A 15,138-nucleotide genomic window follows, 5' to 3' on the forward strand; every position below is an offset into this window, starting at 1 on the left:
GCCCGGACCGGGGGGGGGCGGGGCCGCGGCGCCGGGGGGGGGGCGCGCGGCGGCGCCCCCGCCCCCCGCCGGGGGGCCGCGGCGCGGGCGGCTTCTCCGTGCCCGCTGATGAGGAGGCAGGTTCCAGGCGCCGCCGGCCCCGGTCGCCGGTGTGACGTCCGGGCGGGTACTCCTACCGGCCCTGCCAGGCGGGGGTGTCGTCCTCGTCCCACTCCAGTTCGTCGATCAGGTCGACCACCCCGTGGACCCGCAGCGCCATCCGGGCCGCGATCAGCGCGTCACTGTGCCGTGCCATGTGACCGCTCAGCTTCGCGATGCCCTGCTTGACGGTGACCTTCACCTGGGAGGTGTCCACCCACAGGGAGTGATCGAGGACGTCCTCCCTGATCTCGCGGGCGATCTCGTCGTCCGTGCGCAGGAACACCTTGAGCAGGTCCTGGCGGCTGACGATGCCCTCCAGCCTGCCCTCACGGTCGACCACCGGCAGGCGTTTGACGCCGCGCTCGTCCATCAGCCGCATCGCCGATACCACCGGGGCGTTCGGGGTGATGGTGACGGCGGGCGCGGTCATCAGCTCGGCCGCGGTGTCGCCCCGGGCCTTCTCCTGGGCGGAACGCCCCTCCCGGCTGAGCCGGTACCGCAGCCGGGCGCGCAGCGGCGGCCGGTAGCCCTCGCGGTAGTACTGCTCCTTGAACTCCTCCTTGGCCAGCAGGTCCGCCTCCGAGACGACGCCGAGGACGTGGTTCTCGGCGTCGACGACCGGCACCGCGCTCACCCCGTGGGCGATGAGCACCTCGGCGACGTCCTTGAACGGCGTGCTGCCGTTGACCGACGCGACGGCTCGCGTCATGACCTCGTTCACCTTCACACGCATCGTTTCCTCCTCGAAGGGGGAAGGCCTCTCCTCCATTGGACAGCGGGACGCGTCCCGGGGTGAGGGTCGGAAGTCCTTCATCGGTGGTCTTTCGGTCCCGATGAGGCGCGTCCGGCGTTCGGGGCCGATTGACAATACGCAAAGTGTGATGTGCAATATTTTGCATGCCGGTCCCGAAAAACCAAGGTCTCGTCGCCAGGTCCCTGCTGCGGGAGGACGCCTACCGCGCCCTCCGCGACGCGATCGTCGACGGCACCCTCGCGCCCGGCGAACGTCTCAACGACGCCGATCTGATCAGCTGGCTGGGCATCAGCCGCACGCCGATCCGCGAGGCACTGGCCCGTCTCGAACAGGCAGGTCTCGTGCAGACGAAACCGGGCCGGTTCACCATCGTCAGCCCGCTGGACGACAGGGAGACCCGCAACGCCCAGTCCGTCGCCGCGGCCATGCACGAACTGGCCGTACGCGAAGCGGTGCCGGTGCTGTCGGGTGAGGAACTCGACCTGATGCGTCAGGCCAACGAGCGGTTCGCGGTGGCGCTGCGGCGCGGTGACGTCGACGGGGCGCTGGCCGCCGACGACGATTTCCACCAGGTCGCCGTCACGGCGTGCGCGAACAACGTGGTCAGGTCGGTGCTCGAGCAGGTCACTCCCGCGCTGCGCCGGGTCGAGCGGCTGCGCTTCTCCTCGCTCACCGGCCGGGGATCCGTGGAGATGCACGACGAGATCATCGCGCTGTGCGCGGCCGGGGACGCCGACGGCGCCGCGCTGGCCGCGCGGGCCAACTGGCAGACCCTCGCACCACTGCTGGACTCGGCGACCGGGGACGCGGCCGGCGGCGCGTGGGGACTTTCAAGCTGAATCGCCCCGGAAACCCAAGGAGTACGACATGTCCCTCGCGGACTTTCCCCGCTATCCCCTGCTGTTCGGGCCGAGCCCGGTGCACCCGCTCGATCGGCTCACCGCGCACCTGGGCGGAGCGCGTATCTGGGCCAAGAGGGAGGACTGCAACAGCGGTCTCGCCTTCGGCGGCAACAAGACCCGCAAGCTGGAATACCTGATCCCCGAGGCACTCGCCCAGGGCGCCGACACCCTGGTCTCCATCGGCGGCGTGCAGTCCAACCACACCCGGCAGGTCGCGGCGGTCGCGGCCAAGCTGGGGCTGAAGGCCCTGCTGGTCCAGGAGAGCTGGGTCGACTGGCCCGACTCGGTCAACGACCGGGTCGGTAACATCCTGCTCTCCCGGATCATGGGTGCCGAGGTGCGGCTGGTCGACGAGGGGTTCGACATCGGCTTCAGGGACAGCTGGGAGCAGGCTCTCGCGGAGGTGCGCCAGGCGGGGGGCGTGCCCTACGCGATCCCGGCGGGGGCCTCCGACCATCGCCTCGGCGGCCTCGGCTTCGCCAACTGGGCCTACGAGGTCCAGCAGCAGGAGCGGGAGCTCGGCGTGTTCTTCGACACGATCATCGTCTGCAGTGTCACCGGCTCCACCCACGCCGGGATGATCGCCGGGTTCGCCGGCCAGGACCGTCCCCGCCGGGTGATCGGCATCGACGCCTCCGCCAAGATCGAGGCGACCCGGGCGCAGGTGGAGAGGATCGCCCGCAACACCGCCGAGCTGATCGGTCTCGGGCGTGACCTGCGGGAGGACGAGATCACCGTGCTGGAGGGCTGGGCCGGTGACCTCTACGGCATCCCGGTCTCCTCGACGCTGGAGGCGATGCGGCTCACCGGCAGCCTGGAAGGAATGATCATCGACCCGGTGTACGAGGGCAAGTCCATGGCCGGGCTCATCGACCTGGTCAGGAGCGGTGAGATCGGCCCGGACTCCAACGTGCTCTACGCCCACCTCGGCGGGCAGCCCGCCGTCAACGCGTACAGCGCCCTCTTCCGCTGACCTCCGCGTCCCCGCCCTCCTGGCCACGGGCCTGAGTTTTGTCGGTGCCCGCCGTTAGGGTCACCGGAAACCCCGTGCGAAGGAGGATGGGTGACCGAGCCCGATGCGACGATGGCCAGGATCGGCCAAGGGATGGAGCTGGGCCAGAGCGGCGAGCGGGCAGCCGCCCGCCGGCTCTTCTCCGAGCTGTGGGAGGAGGTCGGGGCGACCGGTGATCCCCTGCATCGCTGTGCTCTCGCCCACTCGATGGCCGACGTCCAGGACGACGCGCACGAGGAACTGCTCTGGGACCTGCGGGCCCTGGAGGCGGCAGATCTGATCACCGACGCGCGGGCGCGGCAGGCGGGTGTCGCCGGTCCCGCGAGCGGGTTCTACCCCTCCCTGCATCTCAACCTCGGCGACGTCTACCGCAGGCTCGGCGACCTCGATCGTGCGCGCGACCACCTCCGGCGCGGACGCGCCGCCGCCGACGCACTCGGTGACGACGGGTACGGGCAGATGATCAGGCAGGGCCTCGACCGTCTCGCCGACCGCCTGACGACCGCCTGACGACCTGGATCTCGCACCCGGCCCGCGTCCTGCCGCCCGATGGGCCGTTGGTCCACAGAGGTGTGCGGGGGTGCTGCGAGAACGGGACGCGCGAGCACCGCGTCGCTGCTTCTCGGGTCAGGAGGTCAGCAGTGACGCGTAACGGTCGAGGTCGACGTTTCCCCCGCTGATGATCACGCCGACCCGCTGCCCGCGCAGCTGGGGGGCGAGGTTGCGGACGGCGGCGAAACCGAGGCATCCGGTGGGCTCGACGACCGTTTTCATGATGGATCCGAAGATCCTCATGCTCTCGACGAGTTCGGTGTCGGTGGCGGTGAGGATGTCGTCGACATCGCGGCGGATGATGTCGAACGGGTAGGTGCCCAGGTGCTGGGTCTGCGCGCCGTCGGCGATGGTCTTCGGGGTGTCGATGTGCACGATGGTGCCCTGGCGCAGCGATCGCCGGCCGTCGTCGCCCGCTTCGGGTTCGACGCCGTACAGCGTGCAGTCCGGTGACAGCGCCCGGGTCGACAGCGCCGTGCCGGACAGCAACCCGCCGCCGCCCAGCGGTACGAAGAGCGCGTCGAGCTCGCCGACCTCGTCGAACAGCTCCTTGGCGGCGGTGCCCTGGCCCGCGATCACGTGGGGGTGGTCATAGGGGGGGATCAGTGTGAGGCCGCGCTCGGCGGCCAGCGTGCGGCCGATCTCCTCCCGGTCCTCGGTGTAGCGGTCGTAGCGGACGACCTGCCCGCCGTAACCCTCGGTGGCGGTCACCTTCGCGGCCGGCGCGTCGTGCGGCATGATGATCGTGGCCGGGATGTCCAGCAGCCGGGCGGCCAGGGCGATCGCCTGGGCGTGGTTGCCGGAGGAGTAGGTGATCACTCCGGAGCGGCGCTGCTCGGGGGTGAAGCGCGACAGGGCGTTGAACGCGCCGCGGAACTTGAAGGCGCCCACACGCTGGAAGTTCTCGCACTTGAACACCACATCGGCACCGACGCGTTCGTTGATCAGCCGCGAGCGCAGCACCGGGGTGCGGTGGGCCTGTGACGCGATGCGGGCGGCGGCGCTCCGAACGTCGTCGTAGGTCGGCGACTGGGACATCGGCTGGCTCTTCTCTGTTGGACACGGCTGGGGCCACGATCTCGGCGGCCCGGGGCCTGGGTGATCCGTACTCCTCCTGAGAAGGCAGGATCCTACCCAGAGCGCGGAAAGCGCCGCTGCCGCATGTCGTGGCGACCGGCTTGCTCTGTCGAACGTGTTTACCGAACCACCCGCTCACCACTCAAGCACGTTCTAATATTTCTTGGCGCGCTCCGGGGCGCCTCCACATGGTGAGCACCGAACCGCTGCGCGATGTCGCCTCCACCATCCCGGCGAGGGACCAGACCAGAGGAGAACCGCATGATCGATGTCACCCGGCAGATCAGTGCCGTACGGCGGCAGGTCGGCAGCCGCGTGCTCGAGGCGGGTGAGGCGCGCGTCGTGACCATCAGCCAGACATACGACACCGAGATCGAAGACCTCTGGGACGCCTGCACCAACCCCGAGCGCATCCCCCGATGGTTCCTGCCCATCTCCGGTGACCTGCGGCTCCATGGCCGCTACCAGCTTCGAGGCAACGCCGGCGGCAGGATCGAGCGCTGCGACCCGCCCAAGGGCTACGCCGCCACCTGGGAGTACGGCGGGGACATCAGCTGGATCGAAGTCCGGCTGACGGCCGAGCCCGGAGGCGGGACGCGTTTCGAACTCGAGCACACCGCTCATGTGGACGACAGGTGGGAGGAGTTCGGGCCCGGCGCGCTCGGCGTCGGCTGGGACCTGGGGCTCGTGGGCCTGGCCGCCCATCTGTCGTCGGCACAGGCCGTGGACCCGCAGGAGGCCGAGGCATGGGTGGCGTCCGACCAGGGCAGGCGGTTCATGGAACTCAGCAGCCTGGGGTGGTACGAGGCGGACGTCGCGGCGGGTGCCGACGAGGCCCGGGCGAAGGCGGCGGCGGATCAGGTGATGGCCGCCTACACCGCCCCGGCCGCTGAGGCGTCGAGCTAGCTCTGACGCACCGGCCGGCCGGGGAGCCGACGAACGGACGGCGAAAGCGGTCGAGGTGGTCGTGGATCGGTGCGCGCGGCGCGCCGTCCGGGCTAGCATCGGGTCGTCCGGCCTGAACGGGGACGGTGCGGGCCCGCTCCCTCGGCGGGCTCCGGCAGGCGGCCGGTGCCGGGACCGCACACGGATCGGGTTCTGGATCCGGCCGCGAGGTGCCTGGGCCGTCGGGTGGTGGGTGACAGAGCGGTGAGGAGGAGAGCGGTGATCCGGCGCGACAGGCGGGCCGGATCCCTGGGCCGGAGGGATCCGGCAAGATCATGTAGAGCGTCGCGATTCTCTGTGCAGGTGGTGTTGTGGTGGCAGTCGGTACGATCCTCCGTTTCGACGAGGTGCGCGGATACGGTTTCATCGCCGCTGTCGGAGGAGGCGAGGATGTGTTCTTCCACGCCAACGACTTCGGTGAGAACCGGCATGTGGTTCAGCCGGGCCTTCGGGTGGAGTACGAGGTCATGGAGAGTGAGCGCGGCCTGAAGGTGTCGACGGTCAGCCTGGTGGACCCGCCGTCGGCGCGCCGGCCGGTCGCGGTGACGGCGCCGTCGGTGACGTCCTCCTCGGTCGCCTCCCCGCAGTTCGGCGACGACGACGGCGTGTGCGACGTGCTGTCGGCGAAGTCCTTCAGTGGCGCGGTCACCGAATTGCTCATCGAGAACGCGCCCACGCTGACGGGTGCGCAGATCGGGCAGGTCCGGCGGCATTTTCTGGCGTTCGCCCGATCCCATGGCTGGGTCGACGACTGACACCTCCGTCGTGGGGCCCGCGCGTCCTCCCGGATGCGCGGGCCGCGGCCGCTTCGGTCGCCGAACGAGAACCGGCCGATGCGCCGGTGAGGGTGATGTGGGTCGTCCTTCTCGCGCCGCGGGCCGAGCGGTGCGGCGGAGATCGCCGGGGCACCGGTCCCGACGGGCGTCAGAAGGGCCGAGGGGTCTCCGTGGAGGGCTGTACGACCACCAGGGACCTGTCCACCGGGATGGAGGCGACCAGGAGCCGGGTCGCCTCGGCGTGCCTGGACAGGATGACCACCTTGTTGCTCTTCACATCGACATAGCGGACGCTTCCGCCGGTCGGGTGGTTCGGCAGGGACTCGTCGAGCCTCTGCTTGATCGCCCTGAGCTTCGCGAGCGACGCGGCGACGACCTTGGGCTGGGCACCCGCCGCGACGATGCGGGGGACGTCGGCCGCGCGGGTGGTGGCCACCACCAAGGTCTCGGAGAGGGTTCCCATCAGCCAGGATCCGCCGAAGCAGCCGCCGAGCATGTCACGGAGCCTCGCCTCGACCACGGTCAGCCGGGCCTCGTTGCGCAGCCGGGTCTCGGCCTGTGCCCTGGTGAGGCCGAAGTCGCGTTGGAGCGCTTCGATCACGCCCGGCGGTAGCTGTTTGATGGGATCGGGCGGTGGCTTCCGTTTCCCGGTGGACGAGGCGGCAAAGGCGCTCGCCTCCCGAACCGGGACGGCTGCCGGGACGACCGACGAGGTGAGCACGGTGAGCGTCAGGACGCACCCTGCGGTGACGATGTGCCTACGGGACATGAGCCTCTCCTCGACTCCGGCTTCTCCGGACCTGAGGGGACCCCGCATCTGCGGCTGGTGACGCGACACGGGTGATGCAACTCTAATTCAGCCGTCGCCGGTCACGGCCACGGGGACCGGACGCCACGCGGATGGCGATTTCGAGCCGGGCCACCGGGCCGTTCCCGGATCTCCCGGGTGGGGGCCGGTGCCGCCACGCCACGCCTGAACAGCGCGGATGCCCGCCTGGGGAGTCCGTTTCGCGCACACTGTGACTGATCCGTTGGAACAGGCCGGGCCCGCCGGCCTCTCGCTGATCGGTGTGGAGTGGTTCGATGAGCTTGTCCAGGCGTGAGATGGTCGCGGGGCTGGGTGCGCTGGCCGTTCCCCTCGCCCCGCGGCCGACGGCCTCGCCCTCACCGGAGTCCCGGTCGACGGCCGCGCTGCCGGTCGTTCCCGCCGGTGCCGATCCCGGGCGGCTCGCCCGGGACGAGGGTTTCTGGAGCACCGTGGCGCGGCAGTATCGGGTCAGCCGGGACTTCGTCAACCTGGAGAACGGCTACTACGGGATCATGCCCGAGCCGGTGCGCCGTGCCTACCACCGCAACACCGACCACCTCAACGAGGTGAGCTCCTACCTGCTGCGCAACACCTACAAAGGGCAGGCGGACCAGGTCAGGAAGCGCATCGCGACCATGCTCGGGGTCTCCATGGAGGAGATCGCCCTCACCCGTGGCGGTACCGAGGCCCTGCAACTGCTGATCGCCGGCTATCTGCGGCTGCGCCCCGGCGATTCGGTGATGTACGCCGACCTGGACTACCACAGCATGCAGTACTCCATGAACTGGCTGCGCGACCGGCGTGGCGTCCAGGTGGAGCGGCTGGTCATTCCCGAGCCGGCGACCCGCCAGGCGGTGCTCGACGCCTACGCCCAGGCGTTCCGGGAGCACTCTCGGGTCAGGCTGCTGTTGCTCAGCCACATGAACAATCGCACCGGGCTGGTGGTGCCCGTGCGCGAGATCGTCGCGATGGCCCGCGAGCGGGGCATCGACGTGATCGTCGACGCCGCCCACTCCTGGGGGCACCTGGATTTCACCATGGGCGACCTGGAGGCGGATTTCGCCGGATTCTCCCTGCACAAGTGGATGGGCATGCCGCTGGGGGCGGGATTCCTCTACATCCGCAAGGATCGCCTGGCCGACATCGACGTCGCCTTCGATGACGTGACCTTCCCCCGCGACGACATCCGTTCGCGAGTGCACACCGGCACTCTGAACGTCGCCCCCGTCCTGACCGCCGACGTCGCACTGGACTTCCACGACGCCCTGGGCGCCGCCGCCAAGCAGGCGCGGTTGCGCTTCCTGCGCGACCGCTGGGTGAGCCAGGTGCTCGACATCGACAACCTGGAGATCCTCACCCCCGAGGAACCCGCCATGTACGGCACGATCACCGCGTTCCGGATCACCGGACGTACCTCGGAAGCCGAGAACGTCGCGATCGCCACCGACCTGATGAAGCGATACCGGATCTTCACCGTCAACCGCGGCGGCCCGGCCAGGGGCGACTGCGTGCGGGTGACACCGGCGCTCTTCACCGGCTGTGACGACGTCGACCTGCTGGCCGCGGCGGTGCGCGACATCGCGGGGCGGATGCGCGTCTGAAGGTCCTCGCGCTCCGGTACGTCGGCGAAGTCCTGCGGGCCGCTCCTCGAGCACGCCGACGGGTGTCCGGATCGGGCAGGTCGGACGGCGTTTCCTGGCGTTCGCCCGATGACGCGTGCCGCGGCGGGACGATCCCGGGTGATGGGGCCCGCGCGTCCGCCGGGACGCGCGGGCCCCCGGGCTCAGTTGCCGAACGAGAACCAGTTGAGGTTGACGAAGTCGGCGGGTTGCCCGCTGGTGAAGGTGATGTAGACCGTGTGGGTTCCGGTCACCGAGGCGATGTTGGCCGGGACCGTACGCCAGCTCTGCCAGCCGCCCGTGTTGCCGACGGCGAAGTCGCCGATCGGAGCCGCGGTCAGGCTGTCGAGGCGCACCTGGACCAGCCCGCTGACCCCGCCGGCCGCCCCGGACGCGACGCGGGCCTTGAACTGGGTGGCCGCCGCGCCGCCGAAGTTGACTCCGTCGAAGCGCAGCCAGTCGCCGTTGCCGATCTGCGCGACGTTCTGCCCGCCACCGGTGTCCGTGGTGGTCTCCAGCGACGTGCCCGCCTGCGCCTGGTAGCGCTCGGCCTGGATGGTCGAGCGGGCGTCCACCCCGCCCGGAGGGGGAGTGATCGTCGGGGTGGGAGTGGAACCGGAGCCGCTCTGCCAGACGGCCACGTAGTCAACGAGCATCGGACGGCCGGAGACCGTGGCCGCGGTCGGGGTCTGCCCGGCCAGCGCGTTGGGGAACGCCCCGCCCATGGCCACGTTGAGCAGGATGAAGTAGCCCTGGTGGCCGGTCATGTTGTTCCAGGTCCCGGCGTCGAACTGGGACTGGCTGACACTGTGGAACTGCTGTCCGTCGACGTACCAGCGCAACTGGTTCGGGGTGATGCTGCGGTCCCACTCGAAGCGGTAGGTGTGGAACGCCGACTGGCAGGAGGAACCGGGGCACGTCCGGCTGGCACCGATGCCGGTGGTCTCGTTGCAGGGCCCGCCGGGGTTCACCCCGCAGTGGAGCACGCCCCAGACGGAGTTGATGCCGTTGACGTTCTCCATGATGTCGAACTCGCCGATGCCGGGCCAGTTCCAGTAGCTGCCGCGATACGGCGCGCCCAGTGCCCAGAAGGCGGGCCAGTAGCCCAGTGCGGCGTCACCGGTGACGTTGGGCATCTGGATACGGCCCTCGATGCGCAGAATGCGGCCGTCGGCGGGCTTGAAGTCCGAGCGGCGGGTCTCGATGCGGGCGGACGTCCACTCGCTGCCGCTCTTTATCGGGGTGATGCGCAGGTTCCCGCCGCCGTCGAGGCCCAGGTTGGCGGAGGAGTCGGTGTAGCGCTGGATCTCACCGGTACCCCAGTTGGCGGGACCGCCAGGGTAGGCGTGGCCGGTGTCGACGATCCAGTTGGCGGAGGAGGGAAGCGACCCGGCGCCGCCGGTGAAGTCGTCGCTCCAGACCAGGGACCAGCCGGAGGGGGTTGCCGGGACGGAGGCGTGGGCGGTGATGGCGATCATCATCGGCACCAGCGCGGCGACGATGACCGAGATCCATCCGAGAGAGCGCTTTCTTTCTGGGGGGTGGCTCATTCGGAACCTCTCACAAGGCGAATAAAGCGGACGGTCGACCATCGCTGCAGCATAAAGACCGATTAATACCACTGTTACGCGAAGGTTAAGTCAGGGTCAACACCTGAGTCGGAAAAAGCAAGAGAGCGCTCTCAGTGCTCGTTCGCGATGTGTTCGGTCATCGCTTCGCGTTCCGGACGTGCTGCCCGCGCCGCCGGGTGACGTGCGGCGTTCTGTCGGGACCCGGGTGGCCGCCCGCCTTCCGCCCGGGTCGCCGACCGTCGGAAAGTCTGACAATACCCTCGGAAATCCGCTGACTCGAATATTTACTGTTAGGAAAGTTTCTTTTATATTCGAGTCACCCCCCCAGCTAAGGAGCAGTACATGCGCAGAACGGTCACCTTCCTCGCGACGGCGATCATCGCCATCGCCGCCACCGTGTTCGTCGCCTCACCGGCCAGCGCACACGGCTACATCTCGTCGCCGCCGAGCCGTCAGGCCATGTGCGCCCAGGGCCGCGTCTCCAACTGCGGTGACATCATCTACGAGCCGCAGAGCGTGGAGGGCCCCAAGGGCCTGCGAAACTGCCACGGAAATGTCGGCCGGTTCTCCCAGCTCAGCGACGAGAGCAAGGGCTGGCCGACCACGAGTGTCGGCAACTCGGTCACCTTCAACTGGGTGCTGACCGCCCGCCACGCCACCAGCACCTGGGAGTACTACATCGGCAACACCCGGATCGCGGTCTTCAACGACGGCGGCAGGCAGCCCGGCGCCACGGTCTCGCACAACGTGAGCCTGGGCGGCAGGACCGGCCGTCTGAAGGTTCTCGCGGTCTGGAACATCGCCGACACCGCCAACGCCTTCTACTCCTGCGTCGACCTGCAGCGCTGACCCGTCCGGCCCGCTCCCGCTCCCTCCGCGCCCCGGTGGGGGGCGGGGGCGGTTCCCGTCATCCTGATCGCAGCTAGGGTTTCCCGCAGTGAGCGAGCGACCCGGCGTCCTCCGGCGCCCTGCCCTGCCGGGCGGTGCGCAGGGCGTCGGCGAACCGGGCGAGGTCCAGTTCTTCGGCGGGCAGGTCGCCGTTGACCACCGCGCGGGCGCACCCGCGGAACACCTCGCTGAAAGCGGAGTAGTAGGAGTACCGCGGGCGTGACTCGGCCTTGCACAGGGCCTGGTGGATCCTCCCGGCCAGCTCCTGGAGCATGGAAGCGGTGATCTCGGGGTCCTCGCCGGGAGGGCCGGCGGCGACGGCCGCCCCCGTCGAGGGATTCGCTCCCGTCCCCGGCGTGCAGTCCGTTCTCCCGGAGAAGCCCGTTTCCGTCCCGGGGGAGACCGAGAGCTGGTCACAGCTGCGCGGGTCGCGCCGGTACTCCTCGTAGACGGATTCGAGCACGGGCGGATAGCCGCTGCAGGCGAACAGCCGGGCCTGTGCCTGGTGGCCGGTCAGGAAGTCGATGAGCATCCGTGCCTGGTCCGGATTCTTCGAACGTGCGGAGATCGCCAGATTGAAACCACCGAGGATGCCGGTACTGGGCAGCGCGGCCAGGCCGAAGCGCAGGCGCCGCTGGTCGTCGTACATCGAACTGTCCGTGGCCAGGCGGTGGAACGCGAACGGCCAGTTGCGCATGTAGCCCGCGCCCTCGTCGCGGAACGCGTGCAGGCTGTTCTCCTCTGCGGAGTGCTTCGGGCCTCGCACCAGGAGTCCGTCCTTGAAGGCGTCGAAGGTGTCCTGCTTGGAGAACTCCTCCGCACCACGTGCCAGGGTGCCCTCCCTCAGCAGTGCCTGCCAGTGGGCGAGCGCCTCGCGTACCCGCTCGCCGTTGGCCTCCTCGTCCACCACGATCCGGTCACCGTCGGTGACCCTCCCGCCCTCGGAGAGGATCGCCTCCATCAGGTTGACCGTGCCGCCCTCGTAGTCGCCGAGTTGCACGGCGTACCCGCCACTTCCGGCGGCGTACTTCCAGAGCTGCTCCATCGTGGTGGGCACCGGCAGGTCTCGACGGTGGAACAGCAGGGGCACGTCGGTGACGAAGGGCACCGCGTACTGGATCCCGTCCACCTGGCCGGTCTCCAGGACGGTGTCCACGAACAGGTTCGCCTTCTGGGGGTCGAGTGGGTACGGCAGGATGTAGCCACTTCGGGCGAATTCGGTGATCCAGGCGACGTCCACCGAGAGCACGTCGTAGGCGCAACTCCCGAACTGGGATCGGCCGGCCATCTCGACCCGCTGCTCGTCGGTGGGGTCGGCCACCTCGACCAGCATGACCTGGGTGGTGTGTGTACGGTTCCACTCCTCGATCAGGTCGCGGCGGAAGCTGCCCGCGGTGATGTCGGAACCGGTCGCCATGGTGAGCCGGTCCGACCTCCCGCAGTCGCTGGATTTCCCGACGGGGAACGAGGGGACCTTAACGGTGAGGGAGATGAGCAGCGAGGCCAGCACCATTCCCGCCAGCACTCCGGCGCCACCCCAGCGGCGCTGGGCGGGGGTCAACCCGCTGACCAGGGCGACAGGGCGGCGCATCAGGCTCATCGAAGATCCCTTCCCCGCAGGCTGGAGACCAGATGTCTCAGTGCCTGCCGTATGTCGGCTCCTGCCTCCACGCACTCGCGGTACTTCCCCTGGCGCGGGGGAGAGCGGTCGCAGCCGTTGTCACCGAGAGCCAGGACGTAGAGGGCGCTGACGTTGGACGCGCGGGCGAGGGCCGCGCCGATGCTTCTCCCCGGTGGCTCGTCGTTGAAGACACCCCCGTCGGTCACGACGACGAGGGCACGACCCGGGGCTCTGGCACGCCCGTCCAGATTCATGATCATGTCCGATATGGGGGCGTCGGAGCCGTCAGGTGTCGCGCCGGTGACCATCCTGGTCAGACTGTCGAACTCCGCACGGCCCACCGCCTGATGAAGCTGCCTGAACCGGGTCCTTCCCCTGACAGTGGAGAAGGAGCTCAGCGTGAAATCATCCCGTGGGGTGATCAGCGGCTTGATGTCGGGAAAGGTCTCACGCAGTCGTATGAGCAGGGACCGGGGCGGTTCGGCCATCGAACCGGACACGTCAAGGGCGATCTCGGCGTCGACGCGGGGCAGCCGGCCGAAGAATTGGCCCTGGGCCTTTTCCAGTTCCTGGAAAGTGCGCACGGGCTGCCCTTTCCCGGGGCCCGCGCCGAAGAGCGGATTGGCGACCAGCCAGGCGCGGAACAGGTCGAGCGCGGCCGTGCGCTCCTTGTTCCGCTCGTTCGGCCAGTCGATCCTGACGAACGGGTAGTCCAGCCAGGAAAGTCCGGGGGAGAGGAACTCCTTGAGCTTGGTCATCCCACTCGGTGCCCCCTCCGGGCAGCGGGGGTCGTCGAACCGCCCGTTGTTGTACTCCCTCAGGCTGTGCAGCGGGATCACCAGGGCGGGACTCTGGTCGAGCTCCGCGTCGGCCCCGCGGGTCGCGATCCTGACTCGGCAGAGCAGCGAGCTGACACTCTCGGCGACGAGGCCGAGCTGCTCCGCCCCCAGGACGTTTCCCAGGGGCATCAGGTCGGAGACCGCGACGAGCCCGGCGGTGGAGAGTTCGGGCTGTGGGTAGTTCACCGGCATGGCGAACTTCGAGCGGATCACCTCCCAGAGGTCGGGGAGACTGTGGCTGTCGGGCGGCCCCGGAGGGAGCTCCTTCCTCACCTTCTCGGCCCGCCCGCTGATCATGCCGACCACCAGCCGGTCGGACGCGACCGATGAGCCGATGTCGAGGGTGGCGCCACCCGGCCCCACATAGTTGGTGACGAGTTCGGCCTCGCCGGTGCTGGTGGCGATCCAGGCGTCGGGCCGGGGACCGTACAGCCGGCGAAACGGCTCGTCGCCCTCCTGCCGAGCGTCGTCGCGATACCAGTTGTCGCCGAAGGCGTAGGTCAACTCGCCGATCGAGGGTGCCACCCCCACCGAGATCGCGTACGGGGCGCAGCCGTTCACCAGTTGCTTCCGGGTGAAGTGGGCGATGCTCTCTTGCAGGACGGTCATGTTCTCCGGCGCGGTGACGACGCGCAACTCCAGCGGCCGGTCGCAGTCGGGAGGCCAGATCCGGTGGCTCAGCCACGTTCCGCCCTGGACTATCCCCCAGGGGACCGTGACGATCGAGGCACCAAGGAGGACACTGATGTAGCCGGCCGACAGCTTGGACATGAATCGTCTCAGCCGCAGGAGTCTCTTCCCCGGCGCGGCGGATGCGGGCCTCCTCGCCGCGCGGCGACGCCTGGCCGGCTCGAGCCGCCGCCGCAGGAAACGGGCGAACCTGCCCAGCGTCAGCAGGACGGCCACGGCCAGGCCGATCACCGCGCAGACGAGCAGTGCCAGGCCGGTGCCGAGTGCCCGCACGCCGTCCGTCAGCACCGCGACCAGGCCGGCGATGCCGCTGGCGACCAGGGCGGTCGCGGCGGTCTCCTTGAGCTTCGTCGAGAGGCCGCCGGGCGGGTCGGCATCCGGTTCCCGCGAGCCGTCGGCGGACGGGGAGGGGGAGGAACCGGACATGGACATCACTGCCTGTTCGACGACGTGAATGACGGGCTTTCAAACAGCTGTACCGCAAATAGGTACCGGTCCGGAGGGGAGGGCTTTCAGGTGAAGGAACGTTGCGGAGTGCGGTCTAGCGAGACGATGCCTCGAGGATGTTGCTGTGGGGTGAGTTGAGGGGGTTTGTCGGTCCGAGCCGGTCCGAGCCGATCCGGAGAGGTCCGGATCGGCTAAGATCCTAAACCGCTCGGCCGTCGAGTGCGACGGACGCCTTGATTTCGCCCCCTTTTTTATCGACACTAAACATCGATTCGGGTAGGTAGCTTTCTGTGCTCCCCGTGATCTTATTCGGCGCCGGGAGGAACGGGCGTGGCGAACCGTTGTTCGTGACCTGGAGTCCCTGGTTGCCGGAGATCACGGCGGGGTAGATGATCACTCCAGGCTCGGTGGACCCGCTGGGTGATCCCAGCGGGGTGACTCGGAGTGGTCATGTCATCGCGAAAAAGATCGTCATTGAATATGAATCGGAATGGCT

The 15,138-nt window shown here is 69.1% G+C and carries 13 protein-coding genes; 7 read left to right on the forward strand and 6 right to left on the reverse strand.

Annotated features, from left to right (window positions below):
• Window positions 1–172 precede the first annotated feature (172 nt).
• Complete coding sequence (locus AB0J58_RS32410; RefSeq protein ID WP_343977993.1) at window positions 173–874, reverse strand: CBS domain-containing protein; 702 nt, start codon at window positions 872–874, stop codon at window positions 173–175.
• Between the two features lie 164 nt (window positions 875–1,038).
• Here AB0J58_RS32410 and AB0J58_RS32415 point away from each other — a divergent pair, with 164 nt between their 5' ends.
• From AB0J58_RS32415 to AB0J58_RS32425, 3 genes are all read left to right on the forward strand, one after another.
• Complete coding sequence (locus AB0J58_RS32415) at window positions 1,039–1,734, forward strand: GntR family transcriptional regulator (protein ID WP_364157949.1); 696 nt, start codon at window positions 1,039–1,041, stop codon at window positions 1,732–1,734.
• A 28-nt stretch (window positions 1,735–1,762) separates the two neighbouring features.
• A complete protein-coding gene (locus AB0J58_RS32420) occupies window positions 1,763–2,770 on the forward strand; it encodes a 1-aminocyclopropane-1-carboxylate deaminase (RefSeq protein WP_364223049.1) in 1,008 nt (335 codons plus the stop codon).
• 90 nt (window positions 2,771–2,860) lie between these two features.
• Window positions 2,861–3,319: a hypothetical protein gene (locus tag AB0J58_RS32425; protein ID WP_364223052.1), complete on the forward strand. Its 459-nt coding sequence runs from the start codon at window positions 2,861–2,863 to the stop codon at window positions 3,317–3,319.
• A 117-nt stretch (window positions 3,320–3,436) separates the two neighbouring features.
• Here AB0J58_RS32425 and AB0J58_RS32430 read toward each other — a convergent pair whose 3' ends face one another.
• Entirely contained in the window at window positions 3,437–4,399 is a 963-nt protein-coding gene (locus AB0J58_RS32430; RefSeq protein ID WP_364223055.1) for a threo-3-hydroxy-L-aspartate ammonia-lyase, read from the reverse strand.
• Between the two features lie 300 nt (window positions 4,400–4,699).
• Between AB0J58_RS32430 and AB0J58_RS32435 the strand changes: the two genes are divergently transcribed.
• Together AB0J58_RS32435 and AB0J58_RS32440 are read left to right on the forward strand one after the other, a co-directional pair.
• A complete protein-coding gene (locus tag AB0J58_RS32435) occupies window positions 4,700–5,344 on the forward strand; it encodes an SRPBCC family protein (protein ID WP_364223057.1) in 645 nt (214 codons plus the stop codon).
• 353 nt (window positions 5,345–5,697) lie between these two features.
• Window positions 5,698–6,138, forward strand: coding sequence for a cold shock domain-containing protein (locus AB0J58_RS32440; protein WP_343977972.1), 441 nt, complete (start codon window positions 5,698–5,700; stop codon window positions 6,136–6,138).
• Between the two features lie 169 nt (window positions 6,139–6,307).
• Here the strand turns inward: AB0J58_RS32440 and AB0J58_RS32445 are convergent, their stop codons facing one another.
• A complete protein-coding gene (locus AB0J58_RS32445) occupies window positions 6,308–6,928 on the reverse strand; it encodes a S1 family peptidase (protein WP_364223060.1) in 621 nt (206 codons plus the stop codon).
• Window positions 6,929–7,242: 314 nt separating this feature from the next.
• Between AB0J58_RS32445 and AB0J58_RS32450 the strand changes: the two genes are divergently transcribed.
• Window positions 7,243–8,568 carry an aminotransferase class V-fold PLP-dependent enzyme gene (locus tag AB0J58_RS32450; protein WP_364223063.1) on the forward strand — a complete coding sequence of 442 codons (1,326 nt, stop codon included), beginning with the start codon at window positions 7,243–7,245 and terminating at the stop codon, window positions 8,566–8,568.
• Between the two features lie 182 nt (window positions 8,569–8,750).
• Here the strand turns inward: AB0J58_RS32450 and AB0J58_RS32455 are convergent, their stop codons facing one another.
• Window positions 8,751–10,136, reverse strand: coding sequence for a glycoside hydrolase family 16 protein (locus AB0J58_RS32455; protein ID WP_364223066.1), 1,386 nt, complete (start codon window positions 10,134–10,136; stop codon window positions 8,751–8,753).
• Between the two features lie 363 nt (window positions 10,137–10,499).
• Here AB0J58_RS32455 and AB0J58_RS32460 point away from each other — a divergent pair, with 363 nt between their 5' ends.
• Entirely contained in the window at window positions 10,500–11,006 is a 507-nt protein-coding gene (locus AB0J58_RS32460; protein ID WP_364223069.1) for a lytic polysaccharide monooxygenase auxiliary activity family 9 protein, read from the forward strand.
• 73 nt (window positions 11,007–11,079) lie between these two features.
• Here AB0J58_RS32460 and AB0J58_RS32465 read toward each other — a convergent pair whose 3' ends face one another.
• Window positions 11,080–12,645, reverse strand: a complete 1,566-nt coding sequence (locus AB0J58_RS32465) for an extracellular solute-binding protein (RefSeq protein WP_364223071.1) — start codon at window positions 12,643–12,645, stop codon at window positions 11,080–11,082.
• Entirely contained in the window at window positions 12,642–14,621 is a 1,980-nt protein-coding gene (locus tag AB0J58_RS32470) for a hypothetical protein (protein WP_364223074.1), read from the reverse strand. The genes AB0J58_RS32465 and AB0J58_RS32470 overlap by 4 nt, the downstream gene beginning before the upstream one ends.
• Window positions 14,622–15,138: the final 517 nt, after the last annotated feature.

The sequence above is a fragment of the Streptosporangium sp. NPDC049644 genome, assembly GCF_040675205.1.
Taxonomy (GTDB): Bacteria; Actinomycetota; Actinomycetes; order Streptosporangiales; family Streptosporangiaceae; genus Streptosporangium; species Streptosporangium fukuiense.